This is a genomic window from Aquibacillus saliphilus (genome assembly GCF_020404745.1).
Lineage (GTDB): Bacteria > Bacillota > Bacilli > Bacillales > Amphibacillaceae > Aquibacillus > Aquibacillus saliphilus.
This window is the reverse complement of sequence record NZ_JAIZAP010000018.1, coordinates 1-16,610: the sequence shown is the minus strand read 5'-3', so window position 1 is coordinate 16,610 and position 16,610 is coordinate 1. Positions and strand designations below refer to the sequence as shown.

General features: G+C 37.0%; 15 protein-coding genes, 24 tRNA genes, 2 rRNA genes and 1 pseudogene. 8 read left to right on the top strand and 34 right to left on the bottom strand.

Going from position 1 to position 16,610, the window contains the following annotated elements:
* Window positions 1-7 precede the first annotated feature (7 nt).
* The 5 genes from LD272_RS16630 to LD272_RS16610 form a co-directional block, all read right to left on the bottom strand.
* The gene (locus LD272_RS16630) at window positions 8-1,726 is read right to left on the bottom strand and encodes a sensor domain-containing protein (RefSeq protein ID WP_226037727.1); all 1,719 of its coding nucleotides are present in this window, start codon (window positions 1,724-1,726) and stop codon (window positions 8-10) included.
* Between the two features lie 177 nt (window positions 1,727-1,903).
* Window positions 1,904-2,353: a DUF4064 domain-containing protein gene (locus tag LD272_RS16625; protein WP_226037726.1), complete on the bottom strand. Its 450-nt coding sequence runs from the start codon at window positions 2,351-2,353 to the stop codon at window positions 1,904-1,906.
* Between the two features lie 276 nt (window positions 2,354-2,629).
* On the bottom strand, window positions 2,630-3,028 hold the full coding sequence (locus LD272_RS16620) for a VOC family protein (protein WP_226037725.1): 399 nt from the start codon (window positions 3,026-3,028) through the stop codon (window positions 2,630-2,632).
* Window positions 3,029-3,067: 39 nt separating this feature from the next.
* Window positions 3,068-3,826 (bottom strand): phosphosulfolactate synthase, encoded by a 759-nt coding sequence (locus LD272_RS16615; RefSeq protein WP_226037724.1) that lies wholly within the window; start codon window positions 3,824-3,826, stop codon window positions 3,068-3,070.
* Window positions 3,823-4,515, bottom strand: a complete 693-nt coding sequence (locus LD272_RS16610) for a 2-phosphosulfolactate phosphatase (protein WP_226037723.1) — start codon at window positions 4,513-4,515, stop codon at window positions 3,823-3,825. Before LD272_RS16610 ends, LD272_RS16615 begins: the two co-directional genes overlap by 4 nt.
* Before the next feature lie 306 nt (window positions 4,516-4,821).
* On the opposite strand from LD272_RS16610, the gene LD272_RS16605 reads away from it, so the two are divergent.
* The 4 genes from LD272_RS16605 to cysC are packed head-to-tail and all read left to right on the top strand — an operon-like array spanning window position 4,822 to window position 8,393.
* A complete protein-coding gene (locus LD272_RS16605) occupies window positions 4,822-5,535 on the top strand; it encodes a phosphoadenylyl-sulfate reductase (RefSeq protein WP_226037722.1) in 714 nt (237 codons plus the stop codon).
* Between the two features lie 16 nt (window positions 5,536-5,551).
* Window positions 5,552-6,631, top strand: coding sequence for a sulfate permease (gene cysP, locus LD272_RS16600; protein ID WP_226037721.1), 1,080 nt, complete (start codon window positions 5,552-5,554; stop codon window positions 6,629-6,631).
* 12 nt (window positions 6,632-6,643) lie between these two features.
* On the top strand, window positions 6,644-7,792 hold the full coding sequence (gene sat / locus LD272_RS16595) for a sulfate adenylyltransferase (protein WP_226037720.1): 1,149 nt from the start codon (window positions 6,644-6,646) through the stop codon (window positions 7,790-7,792).
* A gap of 4 nt (window positions 7,793-7,796) precedes the next feature.
* On the top strand, window positions 7,797-8,393 hold the full coding sequence (cysC, locus tag LD272_RS16590; protein ID WP_226037719.1) for an adenylyl-sulfate kinase: 597 nt from the start codon (window positions 7,797-7,799) through the stop codon (window positions 8,391-8,393).
* 121 nt (window positions 8,394-8,514) lie between these two features.
* Here the strand turns inward: cysC and LD272_RS16585 are convergent, their stop codons facing one another.
* The gene (locus tag LD272_RS16585; protein ID WP_226037718.1) at window positions 8,515-9,099 is read right to left on the bottom strand and encodes a class I SAM-dependent methyltransferase; all 585 of its coding nucleotides are present in this window, start codon (window positions 9,097-9,099) and stop codon (window positions 8,515-8,517) included.
* Window positions 9,100-9,273: 174 nt separating this feature from the next.
* Between LD272_RS16585 and LD272_RS16580 the strand changes: the two genes are divergently transcribed.
* From LD272_RS16580 to LD272_RS16565, 4 genes and pseudogenes are all read left to right on the top strand, one after another.
* Window positions 9,274-9,939, top strand: coding sequence for a DUF421 domain-containing protein (locus LD272_RS16580; RefSeq protein WP_226037717.1), 666 nt, complete (start codon window positions 9,274-9,276; stop codon window positions 9,937-9,939).
* Window positions 9,940-10,014: 75 nt separating this feature from the next.
* Window positions 10,015-10,509: a L,D-transpeptidase family protein gene (locus tag LD272_RS16575; RefSeq protein ID WP_226037716.1), complete on the top strand. Its 495-nt coding sequence runs from the start codon at window positions 10,015-10,017 to the stop codon at window positions 10,507-10,509.
* 226 nt (window positions 10,510-10,735) lie between these two features.
* Window positions 10,736-11,248: pseudogene (locus LD272_RS16570) on the top strand (peptidoglycan recognition protein family protein); the annotation flags it as partial.
* Between the two features lie 42 nt (window positions 11,249-11,290).
* Window positions 11,291-11,776 (top strand): peptidoglycan-binding domain-containing protein, encoded by a 486-nt coding sequence (locus LD272_RS16565; RefSeq protein ID WP_226037804.1) that lies wholly within the window; start codon window positions 11,291-11,293, stop codon window positions 11,774-11,776.
* A 198-nt stretch (window positions 11,777-11,974) separates the two neighbouring features.
* Here LD272_RS16565 and LD272_RS16560 read toward each other — a convergent pair whose 3' ends face one another.
* The 28 genes from LD272_RS16560 to LD272_RS16425 all read right to left on the bottom strand — a co-directional run.
* Window positions 11,975-12,418, bottom strand: coding sequence for a VOC family protein (locus LD272_RS16560; protein WP_226037715.1), 444 nt, complete (start codon window positions 12,416-12,418; stop codon window positions 11,975-11,977).
* 18 nt (window positions 12,419-12,436) lie between these two features.
* A complete protein-coding gene (locus LD272_RS16555) occupies window positions 12,437-13,468 on the bottom strand; it encodes a S66 family peptidase (RefSeq protein WP_226037714.1) in 1,032 nt (343 codons plus the stop codon).
* Window positions 13,469-13,763: 295 nt separating this feature from the next.
* Window positions 13,764-13,838, bottom strand: a tRNA-Gln gene (locus LD272_RS16550).
* A 56-nt stretch (window positions 13,839-13,894) separates the two neighbouring features.
* Window positions 13,895-13,970: transfer RNA gene (locus LD272_RS16545), tRNA-Val, on the bottom strand.
* A 65-nt stretch (window positions 13,971-14,035) separates the two neighbouring features.
* Window positions 14,036-14,110 (bottom strand) — tRNA-Glu (locus LD272_RS16540).
* Between the two features lie 8 nt (window positions 14,111-14,118).
* A tRNA-Ser gene (locus tag LD272_RS16535) sits at window positions 14,119-14,209 on the bottom strand.
* 2 nt (window positions 14,210-14,211) lie between these two features.
* Window positions 14,212-14,286, bottom strand: a tRNA-Asn gene (locus LD272_RS16530).
* Between the two features lie 26 nt (window positions 14,287-14,312).
* Window positions 14,313-14,386: transfer RNA gene (locus tag LD272_RS16525), tRNA-Arg, on the bottom strand.
* Between the two features lie 69 nt (window positions 14,387-14,455).
* Window positions 14,456-14,529, bottom strand: a tRNA-Ile gene (locus tag LD272_RS16520).
* Between the two features lie 3 nt (window positions 14,530-14,532).
* Window positions 14,533-14,606 (bottom strand) — tRNA-Gly (locus tag LD272_RS16515).
* Window positions 14,607-14,661: 55 nt separating this feature from the next.
* Window positions 14,662-14,737 (bottom strand) — tRNA-His (locus LD272_RS16510).
* A gap of 75 nt (window positions 14,738-14,812) precedes the next feature.
* Window positions 14,813-14,888: transfer RNA gene (locus LD272_RS16505), tRNA-Phe, on the bottom strand.
* Between the two features lie 26 nt (window positions 14,889-14,914).
* Window positions 14,915-15,007 (bottom strand) — tRNA-Ser (locus tag LD272_RS16500).
* A 17-nt stretch (window positions 15,008-15,024) separates the two neighbouring features.
* Window positions 15,025-15,101 (bottom strand) — tRNA-Ile (locus LD272_RS16495).
* A 5-nt stretch (window positions 15,102-15,106) separates the two neighbouring features.
* Window positions 15,107-15,180, bottom strand: a tRNA-Met gene (locus LD272_RS16490).
* 16 nt (window positions 15,181-15,196) lie between these two features.
* Window positions 15,197-15,269, bottom strand: a tRNA-Ala gene (locus LD272_RS16485).
* 16 nt (window positions 15,270-15,285) lie between these two features.
* A tRNA-Pro gene (locus tag LD272_RS16480) sits at window positions 15,286-15,362 on the bottom strand.
* Window positions 15,363-15,366: 4 nt separating this feature from the next.
* A tRNA-Arg gene (locus LD272_RS16475) sits at window positions 15,367-15,443 on the bottom strand.
* Window positions 15,444-15,447: 4 nt separating this feature from the next.
* A tRNA-Leu gene (locus LD272_RS16470) sits at window positions 15,448-15,536 on the bottom strand.
* Between the two features lie 15 nt (window positions 15,537-15,551).
* Window positions 15,552-15,626: transfer RNA gene (locus tag LD272_RS16465), tRNA-Gly, on the bottom strand.
* A gap of 8 nt (window positions 15,627-15,634) precedes the next feature.
* Window positions 15,635-15,716, bottom strand: a tRNA-Leu gene (locus LD272_RS16460).
* A 32-nt stretch (window positions 15,717-15,748) separates the two neighbouring features.
* Window positions 15,749-15,824 (bottom strand) — tRNA-Lys (locus LD272_RS16455).
* Between the two features lie 32 nt (window positions 15,825-15,856).
* Window positions 15,857-15,932, bottom strand: a tRNA-Thr gene (locus LD272_RS16450).
* A 3-nt stretch (window positions 15,933-15,935) separates the two neighbouring features.
* Window positions 15,936-16,012 (bottom strand) — tRNA-Asp (locus LD272_RS16445).
* A 34-nt stretch (window positions 16,013-16,046) separates the two neighbouring features.
* A tRNA-Met gene (locus tag LD272_RS16440) sits at window positions 16,047-16,123 on the bottom strand.
* Window positions 16,124-16,158: 35 nt separating this feature from the next.
* A tRNA-Val gene (locus LD272_RS16435) sits at window positions 16,159-16,234 on the bottom strand.
* A 68-nt stretch (window positions 16,235-16,302) separates the two neighbouring features.
* Window positions 16,303-16,418, bottom strand: a 5S ribosomal RNA gene (rrf, locus tag LD272_RS16430).
* 81 nt (window positions 16,419-16,499) lie between these two features.
* Window positions 16,500-16,610: ribosomal RNA gene (locus LD272_RS16425) — 23S ribosomal RNA — on the bottom strand; the annotation flags it as partial.

Sequence of the window (16,610 nt, the reverse complement as noted above, 5' to 3'; positions counted from 1 at the left end):
CTTCCTATCATAGTTTAAAAATTTTTTGCAGAAAGCTTTGCTTTAATGGACTTCTAAGATTATCAGTGTACTCAGTAAATGTGCTCTTCCCATTATTTTTGGAGCTATAGAGGGCCTTATCTGCTTCTTTGATAAGTGCTTCCTTTGACTTCCCTCTCTTTAAATAATATGCAATACCTATACTAACCGTTATTGAGAGCGATTCTGAACCAACTAAAATTGGATGTTTCATAGTATCAATTATCTTTTGACTAATATCTACGGCTACTTCTGACTGGTCTAATCCTGGTAAAACAACTTGAAATTCATCTCCACCCATTCTAGATACAGTGTCAACACTTCGTACATTTTTTTGGATGCGGCTTGCGAATTCTTTAATAACTTTATCACCTACGTCATGACCAAAAGAATCATTTACCTGTTTAAAATTATCGCAGTCTAACAGTAACACCGCTGTTACTTTTCCTGTTCGATTCGTATCAGTCATTGCTAGTGCTAACGAGTCATTAAACAAGGTACGATTAGGAAGTCCTGTCAGTTCATCATATAGAGCCCTCGTTCTTAGTTCTGTCTCTCTTTCTATCCGATCAGAAGTATTTCGAGATACAATCACAATTTCTTCAACATTATTAGTTGAATTTAAAACCGGTCCTCCCTGTGAATGAACCCATATTATTTCCCCATTTTTATTTAATCGTCTGTATTCTATTTCGTTTGGTTCACCTGTTTCAATCATCCTATTTATCCAATTTTCAACTGTTGACATGTCATCCTGATGGACAAAGGATAGAAAAGATTTCCCCATAAAGAAATCCGGTTTTAACCCTAATATTCCAAGGTGGGATGGAGAGGCATAAGTGATTTTTCCTTGCATGTCAGTAATACTAATAAGGTCATTAGAGCTTTCTACTATGATACGGTATTTATCCTCACTTTCTCGCAACTTTTCCCTCAAATGATTCACATTCGTAATGTCTTTGTAAACTGCAATACCGCCAGATAATTTATCACCAACCATAACAGGTGTGTAGGAAGATAGAATGTGAATGCTATCACCATTTTTTGCTTGTCTAATGGAAGAATGGTTTTCAATAACCTCTCCTCTTTTTAATCGCTCCATAATTCCAGGAAAATCATTTTTGCTTGGCAAGATACTAATGTAAGAATTATTCTGTATTTCTTCCTTCGTCCATCCAAACATCTTTGTGAAACTAGGATTTACTGTCAGATAATCTCCGTCTCCATCAAAAGTAAAAACAGGATCAGCAACATGATTGAAAATTAATTCAAATTGCTCTTTTATTCGGTTTAATTCTCTTTCACGCTCCTTCTGTTCCGTTATTTCTCGGGTAACAGAAATAATATGTTCACATTCACCGTTATCATCAAAGACTGGTGTTATTCTAGATTCGACCCACCCTTTTCTTGTTTCGTCCTGGTTCTCTTTTAATGGGAACTCTATTATTCCCTCATAGATAACTACTTTTTTAGTATTAACAGCTTGATGATACTTATCTGTAATTACCTTTGCCGATAAGGGCGACATTACTTCATTTATCGATTTACCAACAAAATCTTTTGGAAACTGTAAATTGTTTATAGCTTTTTGATTTGCAGCTTGATACTGAAATACTCCTTCATCATTAATTGATATCAAAAAAACCATTTCTGAAATACTATTAAAGATCATGTCAAGATTCTTAACATTTTTAAATTTAGCAAACATTGAACTTTCTCCTTACTCAATTAGAAAAATTGATTTATTCATAATTTTAAATACCACAATAGACTAACACAACAATAATCTTTAGTAAAAATCAAAAAAAGCCTTCCATTGCTATTTGGAAAGCTTTAAAACATTTTTGGACAACTTACAATTTCATTTAGCGTTTGCTTAATTTAATTACTCTTCTTTATAATCATTATTTGGTTCGACTACTTTCTGCTCTTTTCTAGCAAGACACATAATCCCAGCAATTAAATAAAATATTCCTGCAATGATTCCAAACCCAACTGTAATAACTGAACCAACAACAGCAGTAATAATAAAAATGATACCAGCAATTCTCGGCATCTTGTTTCCTTTAATTAGGATAATTGAAACTATACCTAGGATAACTGCAATAACAGAGACAATTAAAAAGAACCAGCCACCACTACTTAGTGTGTCAACAAATCCATCAAAATTTCCAACACCTTGCCCCGGTTCGAACTCTCTCGTCATTTCATCAAAAATATCTTGCAACAATCCCTCACTTTTAGACAGCCAAATCATCACACCACCTAAAGCGACCAGAAAACCATAAAGTAATGCTCCAATAATCCCTAAAACAATTTCACCAGTTCGTCTCATAAAAAAACTCCTTTCTATTTAACTTATTAGCTAGCAGGTCACCTTATTCTTTTTGAATGAATCGAAATACCTTTATAAACTAATCTTCGTTTATAACTTTTGTACTGCTCTCCCAATTTCACTAAACAACGACCTATTTAAATAGTACATGATTCTTAAGGTTGTTAAAAGATTTTTGTGTTGTTTATTCTGTTTTCTACACTTATCTGTTAAGAAAATTTTAATAGAGACTGCAAAATATGCAGTCTCTAACTCTTCGCAATATCCATTTCTAACTCAGTAAGCCATAGCGCTATCGTGATAATACTTAAATTCTAACAGGTTATTAGCCGGATCAATTAGAAAAAAAGTCATGTGTTCTTCCTGCCTTCCCTCAAATCGGACCATTGGTTCTTTAAAAAAAGGCAACTTTTCTTGGATTGAATATTCTAATGCTTGATCATACTCATCCTTATCTAAAAAAGTAATACCAAAATGACGAGGATACATCTTTGGTTTATCATCGATTTCGTCTGGATTTAAGTGACAAACAACCTGGTCACCAAAAAAATCAAAAGTAACACGATCATCATACCTTCTCGCAAGCTTACATCCTAACTTTTCGTAGAAGTCTACTGTTTCATCTAATTCTTTACATGGAATCGCTAAATGAAACACTTTGTTTGTATTTCTCATTTTCACCCTCCCCCATCCACCATTGTCAGTTATATCGATTTACAAGTGAAACGTATCAGATCGTAGTCCTAAACGTAAGGTTTCTAATGAAATAACATCTCCTAAAGCTATATTGGCTAGGTTAACATTCGGTCCAATGTTTTCAATAAAGAAGGTTTGCAATTTTTTATTTGGAGCCTCAAAAATAAGTTTTTCTAAAGGAATGCCTGATCTTATAATTTGCTCAAAAATATCAATACGAATATCTCCATCTTCACGACAAATCCCACTTGTTCCACTTTCTCTTGCTTCTGTAATAACCCTTGTTGCACCAGCTTCTATATCCTCATGAATACACTCAAGCCATTCCAAGGAATCCTGACCATTAGATGTTACAGCGTCTTTATCACCAACTTCACTAAACACTGTGAACTCTTTAGAGAACTCTTTAATGAACCTCGCCTTTTGATGATTCGAAATATCAACTGTCCCATTTGAAATTTCCACATAGTTACAATTAAACCTCTTGCAATAATTGAAATACTCTTCCACTTTGTCCTGACTCAAGAATTTTTCAAATAACGTACCACCAAAAAAAAATTCGATGTGATGTTCCCGTAGATAATTTATTTTTTGCCCCAAAAAATTTGTTACAAGTGATGTACCCCACCCGAACTTAACTAGATCAATATAATCACTTGAACTTTCAATCGTATCAATAAACAAATTTAAGGGAACACCATTGTCAATTAAAACTGTTAAACCAATCTCTCTTGGTTTTATTTCTCTTATAGGTAAACTTAAACCCGTTTCTATCATACACTAACCCTCTCAATCATCGGAATTCCACTAGCATGGTTGACCTTCATGATGAAATTGGATTTTAATTCCTTGATGCAATAAAAAATATCCTCAGAACAGAAGACTTCATTGTTAAAATCCAAGAATTTTTTAGCCACATGAGAATTTTTTATTCTTCTGATTACATCATCGATAGCAATAGAGTCCGAGTCATTTAAAATACTTTTCATATACTCCGCACAAGCAAGATCATCATCTCCGCTTGGATGAGATGCGATGATATTAATGCTCTTATCTTTTTCACCTACAATCATCTTTCTGATAAAATGCGCAGTGTTTCTCGCATTCGTAAAACCGGTAACAAAAACATGCTCAGATGCTAAACAATTTAATGTTGCCCGAACCCCGTTTGTAGTCTTTTGAACAAGTGTTTTTCTTTCAAGGTTACTTTCTCGAATACGATAGGGAGAATTATCTAAGTCAAACCCATTAATTGCTATACCATCTATTTCTCCTGCCAAGAGATACTCAGGGTTTTTCTTCTTTATTTGAAATGATTGTTCTACTGTCTCCGCAAGTAGAATTCGGTTAATCCCTTGTAAAAAAGCATAATGTGCTACTGTAAATGCTCGAATGACATCTATTACAACAGTAATATTAGCAACCTTTATTGGGGTTGAACTTCCCTGATGAATGTTAATCTGCATTACTTAATTCCCTACCCTCTATTAAACGATTATCCACTTGAAGGACAGAAAAACCCTTAAAAAAATTTGCAATGAAATGAAAACTTTCACTTGAAGGATAAAGTTTAGAACGGTCAACAACGTGATTAACCATTACACAAAGTATATTCGCCTAGTGAAAATTCGTTACTATTTCCCGCATAAATCTATCCAAAACAGTAAATAGGCGCTTTTAAGCTTAACAATCACTATTACAATTGAATACATTGACTCTAAGGCAAATACCTAGTGGGTTCTTGCCAAATATGTACTAAATGAGGGGAAAGCATGGATAATAAACTAACCTATGATGACTGGGATGATGAATTTCAGAAGAAGCTCAACAATCAACTAAATGATTTTATGAGTGTCATTAAGTGGGCTTATCAAGTTTATAACGACAAAATCCTATACTCTTGTAGCTTTGGGGCAGAGGGAATTGTCTTGATTGACCTTATCGCCAAGGTTAATCCAAAGGCAACTGTTATCTTTTTAGATACTGACTTACATTTTAAGGAAACCTATTCCCTCATCGAAAAAGTAAAACAAAAGTATCCCAAACTTCAAATAAAAATGGTGAAACCTTCCTTGAACCTAGATCAACAGGCTGATGAATATGGTGATCATCTCTGGGAGCGTAATCCTAATCTATGTTGTCATACAAGAAAGATTAAGCCGCTTGAAGATGAGTTAGCTCATGTAGATGCTTGGATATCAGGATTAAGACGCGATCAATCAATTAGTAGAAGGAACACCGAGTATATTAACAAAGACAATAAGTTCAAACGCGTCAAAATTTGTCCATTAATTCATTGGACATGGGATGATGTCTGGAAGTACATCGAATTAAACAATCTACCGTATAACGAGTTACATGATCAGAACTACCCGAGTATTGGTTGTGATAAATGTACACTGCAGGTATTAACAGACACTGCTGACTCCAGATCTGGTAGATGGTCAAACACCGAGAAAACTGAATGTGGACTGCATCAAGCGTAAGTAGGAGCTGTTTTTATTGATAACTACAATACTTGCCTGTCTGATTGCTTTCTTTTTTGCTATCAATATTGGAGCAAGTGGTGCAGCAGCCGCGATGGGAATCGCCTATGGAACTGGCGCAGTAAAAATTAGAAAAATAGCATTACTAGTATGTGGAATAGGAGTGTTTCTTGGTGCTGTTTTAGGTGGAGGGGAAGTTGTTAAAACACTAGGTTCACAGATTGTCCCTGAAGATATTATTTCCATCAATATCGCTCTTATCATTCTTGCTTCTGCCTCTATTTCCCTTTTCTTTGCAAATCTTAGCGGTATTCCTTTATCAACAAGTGAAGTAACGGTTGGGGCAATAGTAGGTGTTGGTATTGCTTTTCAAGTGCTGTTTGTTAAAACTCTAGTCGTGATTGTCATGTACTGGGTACTGTTACCTTTGATTGCATTTTTGCTGGCATTCATCACAAATAAAGGGATTAATATAATAAATACAAAATTACTCTTCTTATCTAAAGGAAAATGGCCAAAAATTCTAGCGGTGTTAGTTATCATTACTGGTTTTATGGAGGCATTTTCGGCAGGTATGAATAATGTTGCCAACGCTGTCGGACCACTTGTCGCTACTGGAATTATTTCTATTGAACAAGGTACCTTTACCGGTGGTATCTTCGTTGCACTTGGAGCTATATTTCTCGGAGGAAGTGTGATTGAAACGAATGGTAAACGGATTACAAAGTTAAGTTTATTACAAGGTAGTGCCGTTTCAGGAATTGGAGCGACTCTAGTAATTACTGCTTCAGTGTTCGGCATTCCAGTTCCACACACCCAAGTAACAACTTGTAGCATTCTAGGAATTGGTGCTTCTGATAAAGGAAGAGAGCTATGGAAAAAAGATATCATAGCGAAACTATTTAAAACCTGGCTAATTTCGCCGCTTTTTTCATTAGTAATCTCTTATAATTTAGTGAAACTATTTATTGACTTTGATTTCTCTGGGCTTGCGATGATATTTGTCTTTGTAACCGTTGTTTATTTAATAGGTCTGTGGAAACCAAGAAAGAAAGGCCATCCGATTTACAAGGAAAAGGTAATGATAAAAAAGTAGGAGGAATTTTATATGATTAAACCCCATGGTGGTTTACTAGTAAACAGAGTTAATACAGAACTAAAAGTAAATCATCGAAACAAACAGGTGTATATGGACAATACTGCATTAAGTGATCTTGAATTACTTGCTAATGGAGCTTATAGTCCTCTAACAGGCTTTATGGGCAAAAAAGATTATCAATCTGTTGTCCAATCAATGCGTCTTTCAGATGGTTTAGCGTGGAGCATTCCAATCACGCTTCCCGTTAACGAAAAAACTGCTAATACCATTGAAATTGGTAATACTGTTAATCTAGTTCATAACAATAACGTATATGGAATAATGACTGTAACTGACATTTATACTCCAGATAAAGATGAAGAAGCAAATCAGGTGTATCAAACAACTGATATAGAACATCCTGGTGTGCAAAAAGTGATGGATCGTCCGAACATTTACCTAGGTGGACCAATTACTTTAGTGCAATATCCAAAAAAAGAAAAATTCCAAGACTATTATTTACAACCTGCTGAAACAAGAGAAGTGTTTAACCAACTTGGATGGAAAACAATTGTTGGTTTTCAAACACGCAATCCCGTCCACCGAGCACATGAATATATTCAAAAAACAGCTCTAGAAACGGTAGATGGCTTACTACTTCATCCGCTAGTTGGAGAGACAAAAACTGGTGATATTCCAAGTGAATTACGAATGGAATGTTACCATCTTTTACTAGAAAACTATTACCCAAATAATCGTGTTTTCTTATCTGTATTTCCTGCTGCAATGAGATACGCCGGTCCAAGAGAAGCTATATTTCATGCGTTAGTCCGCAAAAATTATGGCTGTACTCATTTTATTATTGGTCGCGACCATGCCGGTGTTGGTGATTATTATGGCACCTATGATGCCCAGAAAATATTCAATCAATTTCACGAGGACCAAATTGGCATTAAAATTCTTCGCTTTGAAAATAGCTTTTATTGCAATAAATGTGAAAGCATGGGCACATCTAAAACCTGTCCACACGATAAAGAACACCACGTTTCCCTTTCTGGAACAAAAGTCAGAGCAATGCTAAAAGAAGGAAAAATACCTCCGAAGCAATTTAGCAGACCAGAAGTTGCTAGCAAACTTGCTGAAGGTATGTCTAAATCAGTAATGGAAATGAGGCATTAAATTTATGGTACAGAAAAATATTGTATGGCATAAAAGCGTAGTAACAAAGACGGACCGACAAATCTTAAACAATCATAAAAGCTGCGCCTTATGGTTTACCGGATTTTCTGGTTCAGGTAAATCCACCTTAGCAAATGAACTGGACGTCCAACTACATGCTTTAGGAATGAAAAGCTATGTATTAGATGGAGATAATGTTAGACATGGTTTAAACAAAGAGTTAGGATTTAGTCCAAAAGATCGCGTAGAAAATATTAGAAGAGTTGGAGAAGTAGCGAAATTGTTTGTTGACAGTGGGCAAATCGTTATGACTGCCTTCATTTCTCCATATCGAAAGGACCGTGATCAGGTTAGAAAAATCTTTGATAAAACTGAATTTATTGAGATATTTATCGATTGTCCTTTTGAAATTTGTGAAGGAAGAGATCCAAAGGGTTTATATCAAAAAGCTAGAAAAGGAGAAATTCATGATTTTACTGGAATTGATTCCCCATACGAACCACCGATCGAACCTGAATTAACAATTAATACTGAACAGTATTCCGTGCGAGAAGCAGCCAAAATGATTATTGGTTATTTAAAATTACAAGGGATTATATAATAAGCTCTATAGTCTATAGGTGTTATCCCGGGGTACTGAATTATACTTTATAATTCAGTACCCTAGTGATAACACCATGGTTGTTTGTTACCTTGTTAGGAAACTGATTATCTTGAGCTCTTCAAGAAAGGGAAGCACAAAAAAATAATTCATTATATAAAAAGTGTTTTCGATATTTTTTTAGAACTTTAGGGATAAACCCTTGTTGATGAAAATAGTTTAAATATCCTTGCTCACCTTGAATATAGTCACCATTATCATTATTTTTCATAAACCAATTACTAAAAGAATTGTTATTAGTAAAGCAAGGCTCAATAACAATAATTTTACCCTCATCTGGTTTTAGAATTCTTTTAAATTCCTTTATATACGTTTCTATTTGTACCGGAGGGATATGATGTAACACTGCCACTATTAAGACCATATCAACTGAAAATTCCTTTAATTGAATTGTGTCATCCTGAAATACTTCAAAGCTATATTCAGGATACACTTGTTTTGCATAATTAATTCTATTTATATCTGGATCAATCCCGTAATACCCATTCGGTGAACATAATGAACAATTCGCTCCTGTGCCTGCACCAAAATCCAGGATTTTTTTATTTTTAAAATCAAAGTATTCTTTAACATTTTGATGGATATGTTTTTGAGTGCTCCATTTTGGTCGGATAAGCTTATGGTATAAAGCAGGGGATAATTCCATTAATATACTCCTTTTGATGATTTTCAACTAGTTTACGTCAGAAGTATATCTTCTATTATGTGAATTAATGGAAATACCCATTAAAATACGTATTCCCTGCCAGTTGCATATTTTCAGACAAATAAACAAAACATTGTATTGTAAGAAATTATCAATAACCTTAGAGGTGTAATTATGCTACTTTTTATTGGACAAGTAATTATTTTATATATCATTTACATAGCAGCTATTCGCGTTTTAGGTAAAACTGCGCTAGCCCAGTTAACACCACAAGATTTTGGAGCTATTTTCTTCTTAGCATACTTACTATTTGGTTCAATTAAAGTACAAGGTACAGCTCAAGGGATTGCAGGCGTTGTGGTAATAGTTATCATCTATTTAACTATTTCTAAATTAAGCCTATGGAACAAATTAAATAAGCTTCTTATGGGTGATCCTACTTTTTTAATTAAAAACGGGAAAATCATGTCTGATAATTTAAGAAATAGTCGTTATCCATTAATGGAGTTACTATCTTCTATTCGTTCTGCTGGTTATTTTGATATTAATGACGTTGATTATGCATTATTAGAACCTAACGGTAATATCAGTATTTTGCCAAAAAGAGATAAAGCTTCTATTACACCCAGCCATTTGGATTTACATATAGTTGATGAGGGATTTCCGGTAGCAGCTATTGTTGAAGGTAAAATTCAAAACAACAACTTAAAATCAATAAGGAAGGATAAACATTGGTTAATAAGAGAACTTCAATCACAAGGATATAGCGATATTAAAAAGATATTTTTAGCAACAGTAAGAGATAAAGACTATTTACTAACAATTTATAAAAAAGAATGATAGTATGCATCTGATAAGAAACATTGGCTTGCCATTTTGAATAGACTATTGTACTAAACAAATGGAGGTCAAATTATGATTCATACTGTAAGAGCTGGTGAAACACTAACGTCTATTTCTGAAGATTACCGGATACCTCTTCAAGCAATACTCCAAGCTAATCCACAAATAAGTCCAGATGTTATCTATGTAGGACAAAAACTTATTATTCCAGGTTTCCCATTACCTGAAGAAATTCCTTATTCGATAATTATTGATTTATCTGACAGGACGCTTACATTATTATTAAATGGGCAAATACAAAAGATTTACCCTGTTGGAGTAGGTAGAATGCTACATGAAACTCCTATCGGTGATTTTATTATTATTAATAAAGCTCCGAATCCTGGAGGACCTTTCGGAACTATGTGGATGAGTTTGTCTAAGAAATATTACGGTATTCATGGAACAAATGACCCTTCTTCAATTGGAAGTTATGTTTCAAGAGGCTGTGTTCGTATGTATAACAGCGATGTCGAAGAGCTTGCTTCGATTGTACCAATTGGAACTCCAGTTAGGATTAGAGCATAGCAGTTTTGTAGTTTAATTCTGTAAGCGTAACTCAGATAGAATTTTCAAATAAAAAAAGAAAATTTCTTACTGAGGACAGCTAGATTATTAAGAAATCCTGTATTTAGGTCATCCATTGATTTCATTGGTAACTACAGCCTTTTTATCTCACAATCTTATAAAACTTTAATATAGTAATTCAGAAGGAAGTCATTTTTTAAAATTTTAATATTGTGAGGTGAAAAATATGCCATATCAGATAACAAAAGATTATATTAGCATTGGAAATTCAAGACCTGGTCAAAGACTTCAGAATGTAGAGTTTATCGTTAGCCATGATACGGGAAATCCAGGATCTTCTGCATACGCGAATAGGAATTACTTTGAAAATGTTGACCCAACAGCATCAGCACACACATTTATAGATGACAATACTATTTTAGAGATTATTCCGTTAAACGAAAAGGCTTGGCATGTTCGTTACAATGTAGCTGCAGATAATCGAATATACGGTGAAGATGCAAACGATGCAGCAATTGGCGTAGAACTTGCCTATGGCGGAAACATTAATTTTGAAGAAGCGTACAAAAGATATGTATGGTATCACGCCTATCTCATAGATGAATATAACTTAGATCCAAGCTCAGATATTGTTGCACATAGTACCTTAGATCCTTCGCGTCGAACGGATCCACAAAATGCTTTGAATAAACACGGAATATCTTGGAACGATTTTATTAATGATATAGAACGCGCCTATGATCGATATTTTCAGGGGAATGAAGATATAACTGAACCAGTTGTGCAAGGCTCATCAGTTGATTTACCACTAGATGTTGGTGACTCGGGGCAGTTTGTCAGAGAAGTTCAACAAGATTTAGTTAAGTCTGGCTTTAACTTACCAACCTATGGTATTGACGGACAATATGGACCGGAAACGAAACGAACTGTAATGAAATTCCAAAGACAGTACGGACTAATGGTCGATGGTCTAGTTGGACCTCAAACAATAGATAAGCTAAAAGAAATTACAAATAGCAGTACACTTATTAACGATTTTCCACTTCCGGATGTAACTTTACAACGAGGTGACAATGGTCCAGGAGTAAAGCAATTACAACGTGCCTTAAAAGAAATAAATTTTGACCCAAAACAAATTGATGGATTATTTGGACCATTAACAGAAGATGCGGTAAAAAGATTCCAATCCATGTACACTGCTTTAGCAAATGACGGTATTTATGGCCCTAATACTAGAAGATACATTGAAATGGAATTAGATAACTAGATTCTTTAAAACACGACATTCCCAAATGAACTGTCGTGTTTTTTCTAACATAAAAATTGAGATCACTAAAGTTAATGTGACCTCTTTAAAACAATTTATCATTAATTAGTTACCGAGTTTAAAATCACACTAACATGAGTCAAATCCTTACTATTAATTACATACAATAGAAGAAGGCCTCGTTACAATTCCTCCTTGTTAGCCACCAATAATCAACATATCGTTCTGATCAAACTCCCAGTTATCACCATACGCCACTTCCCAATAAAATCCATTAGGATCTTGAAAATATCCACTATACCCTCCCCAAAATACGGTTGTGGGTTTCTTAGTTATTTTTGCTCCAGCTTTTTCAGCTAAGACGAAGATTTCGTCTACTTCTTCTTTTGATTTTCCGTTATATGCAAGTGTAATTCCACCAAATCCGTGCCCATAAGCTGGAGGGTTATCCTCATTGATATCCTTTCTTAGTTGATCAATTTGAAATAGAGAGATTTTTGTACCACCATTATTAAAAAATATAACATCTGGATTTGTTTCATTTCCATGTACTACTAGTTCGAATCCCAGTCCTTCACGATAAAAATGAAGTGATTCGACCATGTTTTTGACACCCAATGTAATTAAATTTAAACGATTCATTCCTTCATCTCCTAAAATTTATTCGACTCCACTTTCAAGAATCGAGAAACTGACTTTTTCACAATCAATCTCCGCTAGTGCACCATAAGGTAAAATAAACTTTGGTTCGGTATGGCCGAAATTCAAATTATATAAAATCGGTAAATCTTCTATATTATATTCATTCATAACAGTTAAAATTTCATCTTTATATTCTTGGTAATACCTCTCGTCCTGTGGTTTACCAAAAATAATACCCTTGGCTTTTTGTAAAATACCTTGAGCAGCATAATTCCGCAACCAATATTTAAGTAGATTAGGCTCAGGCTTTTCTTCCGATGTTTCAAAGAAAAGGATGCTTTCCTCCCAGTATTTCTGCTCTGGCCAAATTTCAGTTTGTTTAGCGAATTCCAATACCTCAATGCAGCCACCAATTAAACGACCCTTAACGGTACCAGTCCCCTGAATTAATTCATACCCCTTGTTTGGTTGCATCTTACGTCGCTTATTTTTGTTTTCCTCAATCCATTCTAAACGCTCACTTGTCCATAGATTAGCTGGAGGAATTTCACTAATAACCTCATTCGAAAACAGCGTTCGTTTGACCATGTCAATCGTATAAGGATCCATCTCTATGTTCTCAGCAAAGTCTACTAGAATTGCTGGACCATAAAATGATGAGATGCCAGCTTTATGACAAAATAAATGGGACACAGTAGCATCTGAATATCCGATAAATATCTTAGGATTATCATGAATTACATTAAAATCAATGTAGGGAAGCAACCGAATGCTATCCTCACCCCCAATGTTCACAAAAATTGCTTTAATATTTTTATCCTTAAATGCCGTCATAAGGTCCTCAGCGCGAGCCTGTGGATTTTGATAAATAAATTCCGAACCCTTCAGACTATTCGGCATAGCGACAACATCTAGACCAAAAACTTCTCTTAATCTTTTCACACCCTGCTCATAACGCCATTTTAAATCCGATTCACCTGCTCCTCCCCAAGAAGGGCTTACTGTTGCCACACGGTCTCCTCGCTTCAACATTTTTGGTTTTATCAACACACGGACATCCACCTTTAGCTTGAATTTGTTTCATTACTATTTCGATTAAGTACGTTGAAATCCTTCAATTTTTTAAAAATTCATTTTTAAAAAATTGAAGGACACACAATCATGATGAATAAAAAAAAGATGTCAATTGGTTTTTTAAAAACCAATTGACATCTTTTTTAAGAAATAAGTATCGCTGGATTCGAATTAATGTTCCTCCAAGCTGTAATAGGCATAAAGGGATCAAATGAATCGACACTTTCTTATATGTTTCTATATGTAAGATATTTACTAATATTATATGTAATGGCTGGGCTAGCTGGATTCGAACCAGCGCGTGACGATACCAAAAACCGTTGCCTTACCGCTTGGCTATAGCCCAATAAAATACATAGCATACTTTTTATTTTAAAAGTTTTAGGATAATTAGAAATTAAATGGTGGAGGATGTAGGGCTCGAACCTACGACCCCCTGCTTGTAAGGCAGGTGCTCTCCCAGCTGAGCTAATCCTCCGGTCAAATTTATAATCGTAAATATAATAAAGCAAGACACAGTTTATTATATACTTTATTGTAATATGGTGACCCGTACGGGATTCGAACCCGTGATACCGCCGTGAAAGGGCGGTGTCTTAACCACTTGACCAACGGGCCATTTGAAATGGCGGGGAAGGAGGGATTTGAACCCTCGCATCGCTTACACGACCTACACCCTTAGCAGGGGCGCCTCTTCAGCCACTTGAGTACTTCCCCACTGGCTCCACAGGTAGGATTCGAACCTACGACCGATCGGTTAACAGCCGATAGCTCTACCACTGAGCTACTGTGGAATAATCATAAATTTGATTGTAGCTTATGCGCCCTAGAGGATTCGAACCTCTGACCCACAGCTTAGAAGGCTGTTGCTCTATCCTGCTGAGCTAAGGGCGCAAGTTAAAAAGTAAAACAAATTGCACTTCCTAGCAAGAAATCTTAAACCACTAAGGTTTTATGCAATAATGGGCCTGAGTGGACTCGAACCACCGACCTCACGCTTATCAGGCGTGCGCTCTAACCAGCTGAGCTACAGGCCCTAGTGGAGCGGGTGAAGGGAATTGAACCCTCGACATCAGCTTGGAAGGCTGAGGTTTTACCACTAAACTACACCCGCATTTTGTTGGAATAAATCATTATAATTCACATTTATTTTCAATATTCAAAGGAAATGGGGCGGCTGATGGGAATTGAACCCACGTATGCCGGAATCACAATCCGGTGCGTTAACCCCTTCGCCACAACCGCCATAAAGTTAACATTGTTTATGATGACATGTAATTTACTCATCGAATAATAGTTTAACGTTTATTCATATATTAATGGTGGCTCGGGACGGAATCGAACCGCCGACACACGGATTTTCAGTCCGTTGCTCTACCGACTGAGCTACCAAGCCATTGTAAGTGATTCATCAAAAAAAGATGGAGGAGGAGGAGGGATTCGAACCCCCGCGGGCGATGAAGCCCCTGTCGGTTTTCAAGACCGATCCCTTCAGCCAAACTTGGGTACTCCTCCGTATTATTTTTCTTTGATGGTGGACCCTGCAGGATTCGAACCTGCGACCGATCGGTTATGAGCCGATAGCTCTAACCAACTGAGCTAAGGGTCCTAAAGTAGCGGCGGAGGGGATCGAACCCCCGACCTCACGGGTATGAACCGTACGCTCTAGCCAGCTGAGCTACACCGCCAAAATAAAATGTGAAATGGAGCCTAGCGGGATCGAACCGCTGACCTCCTGCGTGCAAGGCAGGCGCTCTCCCAGCTGAGCTAAGGCCCCATAATAAAATAATCAATGGTCGGGAAGACAGGATTTGAACCTGCGACCCCTTGGTCCCAAACCAAGTGCTCTACCAAGCTGAGCTACTTCCCGTAAATGGTGCGCCCGAGAGGACTCGAACCTCTAACCTCTTGATTCGTAGTCAAGTGCTCTATCCAATTGAGCTACGGGCGCTAAATGGTGCCGAGGGCCGGACTCGAACCGGCACGGTGGAAACCCACCGCAGGATTTTAAGTCCTGTGCGTCTGCCAATTCCGCCACCCCGGCATGGCATGATGAAAATGGAGCGGAAGACGGGATTCGAACCCGCGACCCCCACCTTGGCAAGGTGATGTTCTACCACTGAACTACTTCCGCGTATATAATGCGGGTGGAGGGACTTGAACCCCCACGTCATAAGACACTAGATCCTAAGTCTAGCGCGTCTGCCAATTCCGCCACACCCGCTAAATTAGTTATTTTGCAAAAGCAAAAAACTTTGGTGAGCCATGAAGGACTTGAACCTTCGACCCTCTGATTAAAAGTCAGATGCTCTACCGACTGAGCTAATGGCTCTTGATTTAGCTATTGCTATAAAATTTACTAGATGGTGCCGGCCAGAGGACTTGAACCCCCAACCTACTGATTACAAGTCAGTTGCTCTACCAGTTGAGCTAGGCCGGCATATGGCGGTCCGGACGGGACTCGAACCCGCGACCTCCTGCGTGACAGGCAGGCATTCTAACCAACTGAACTACCGGACCATTTTTTAACGAAGTTAAAATAAACAACGTTATTTGGTTGCGGGGGCAGGATTTGAACCTGCGACCTTCGGGTTATGAGCCCGACGAGCTACCAGACTGCTCCACCCCGCGATAATGTGGGAATAAACCTACAATAATGATTTAAATGGTGGAGGATGTAGGGCTCGAACCTACGACCCCCTGCTTGTAAGGCAGGTGCTCTCCCAGCTGAGCTAATCCTCCAAATATTAATGACCCACAGAGATTTGTACCCCTGCGGGCCACTATTTAAACACACAATCCAAACCATTGCCTAGCGGCGTCCTACTCTCGCAGGGGCAAAGCCCCAACTACCATGGGCGCTGGAGAGCTTAACTACTGTGTTCGGCATGGGAACAGGTGTGACCTCTCCGCTATTGCCACTAGACCAACAGGTATATTTAAAGGCTATGCACCTTCAAAACTAGATAAGAAGAACAAGACATCAATCTTTACGCTTTATAATTTTTTAGTTAAGTCCTCGATCTATTAGTATTCGTCAGCTACACGTGTCACCACGCTTCCACCTCGAACCTATCAACCTCATCGTCTCTGAGGGATCTTACTCATTTAAAATGAT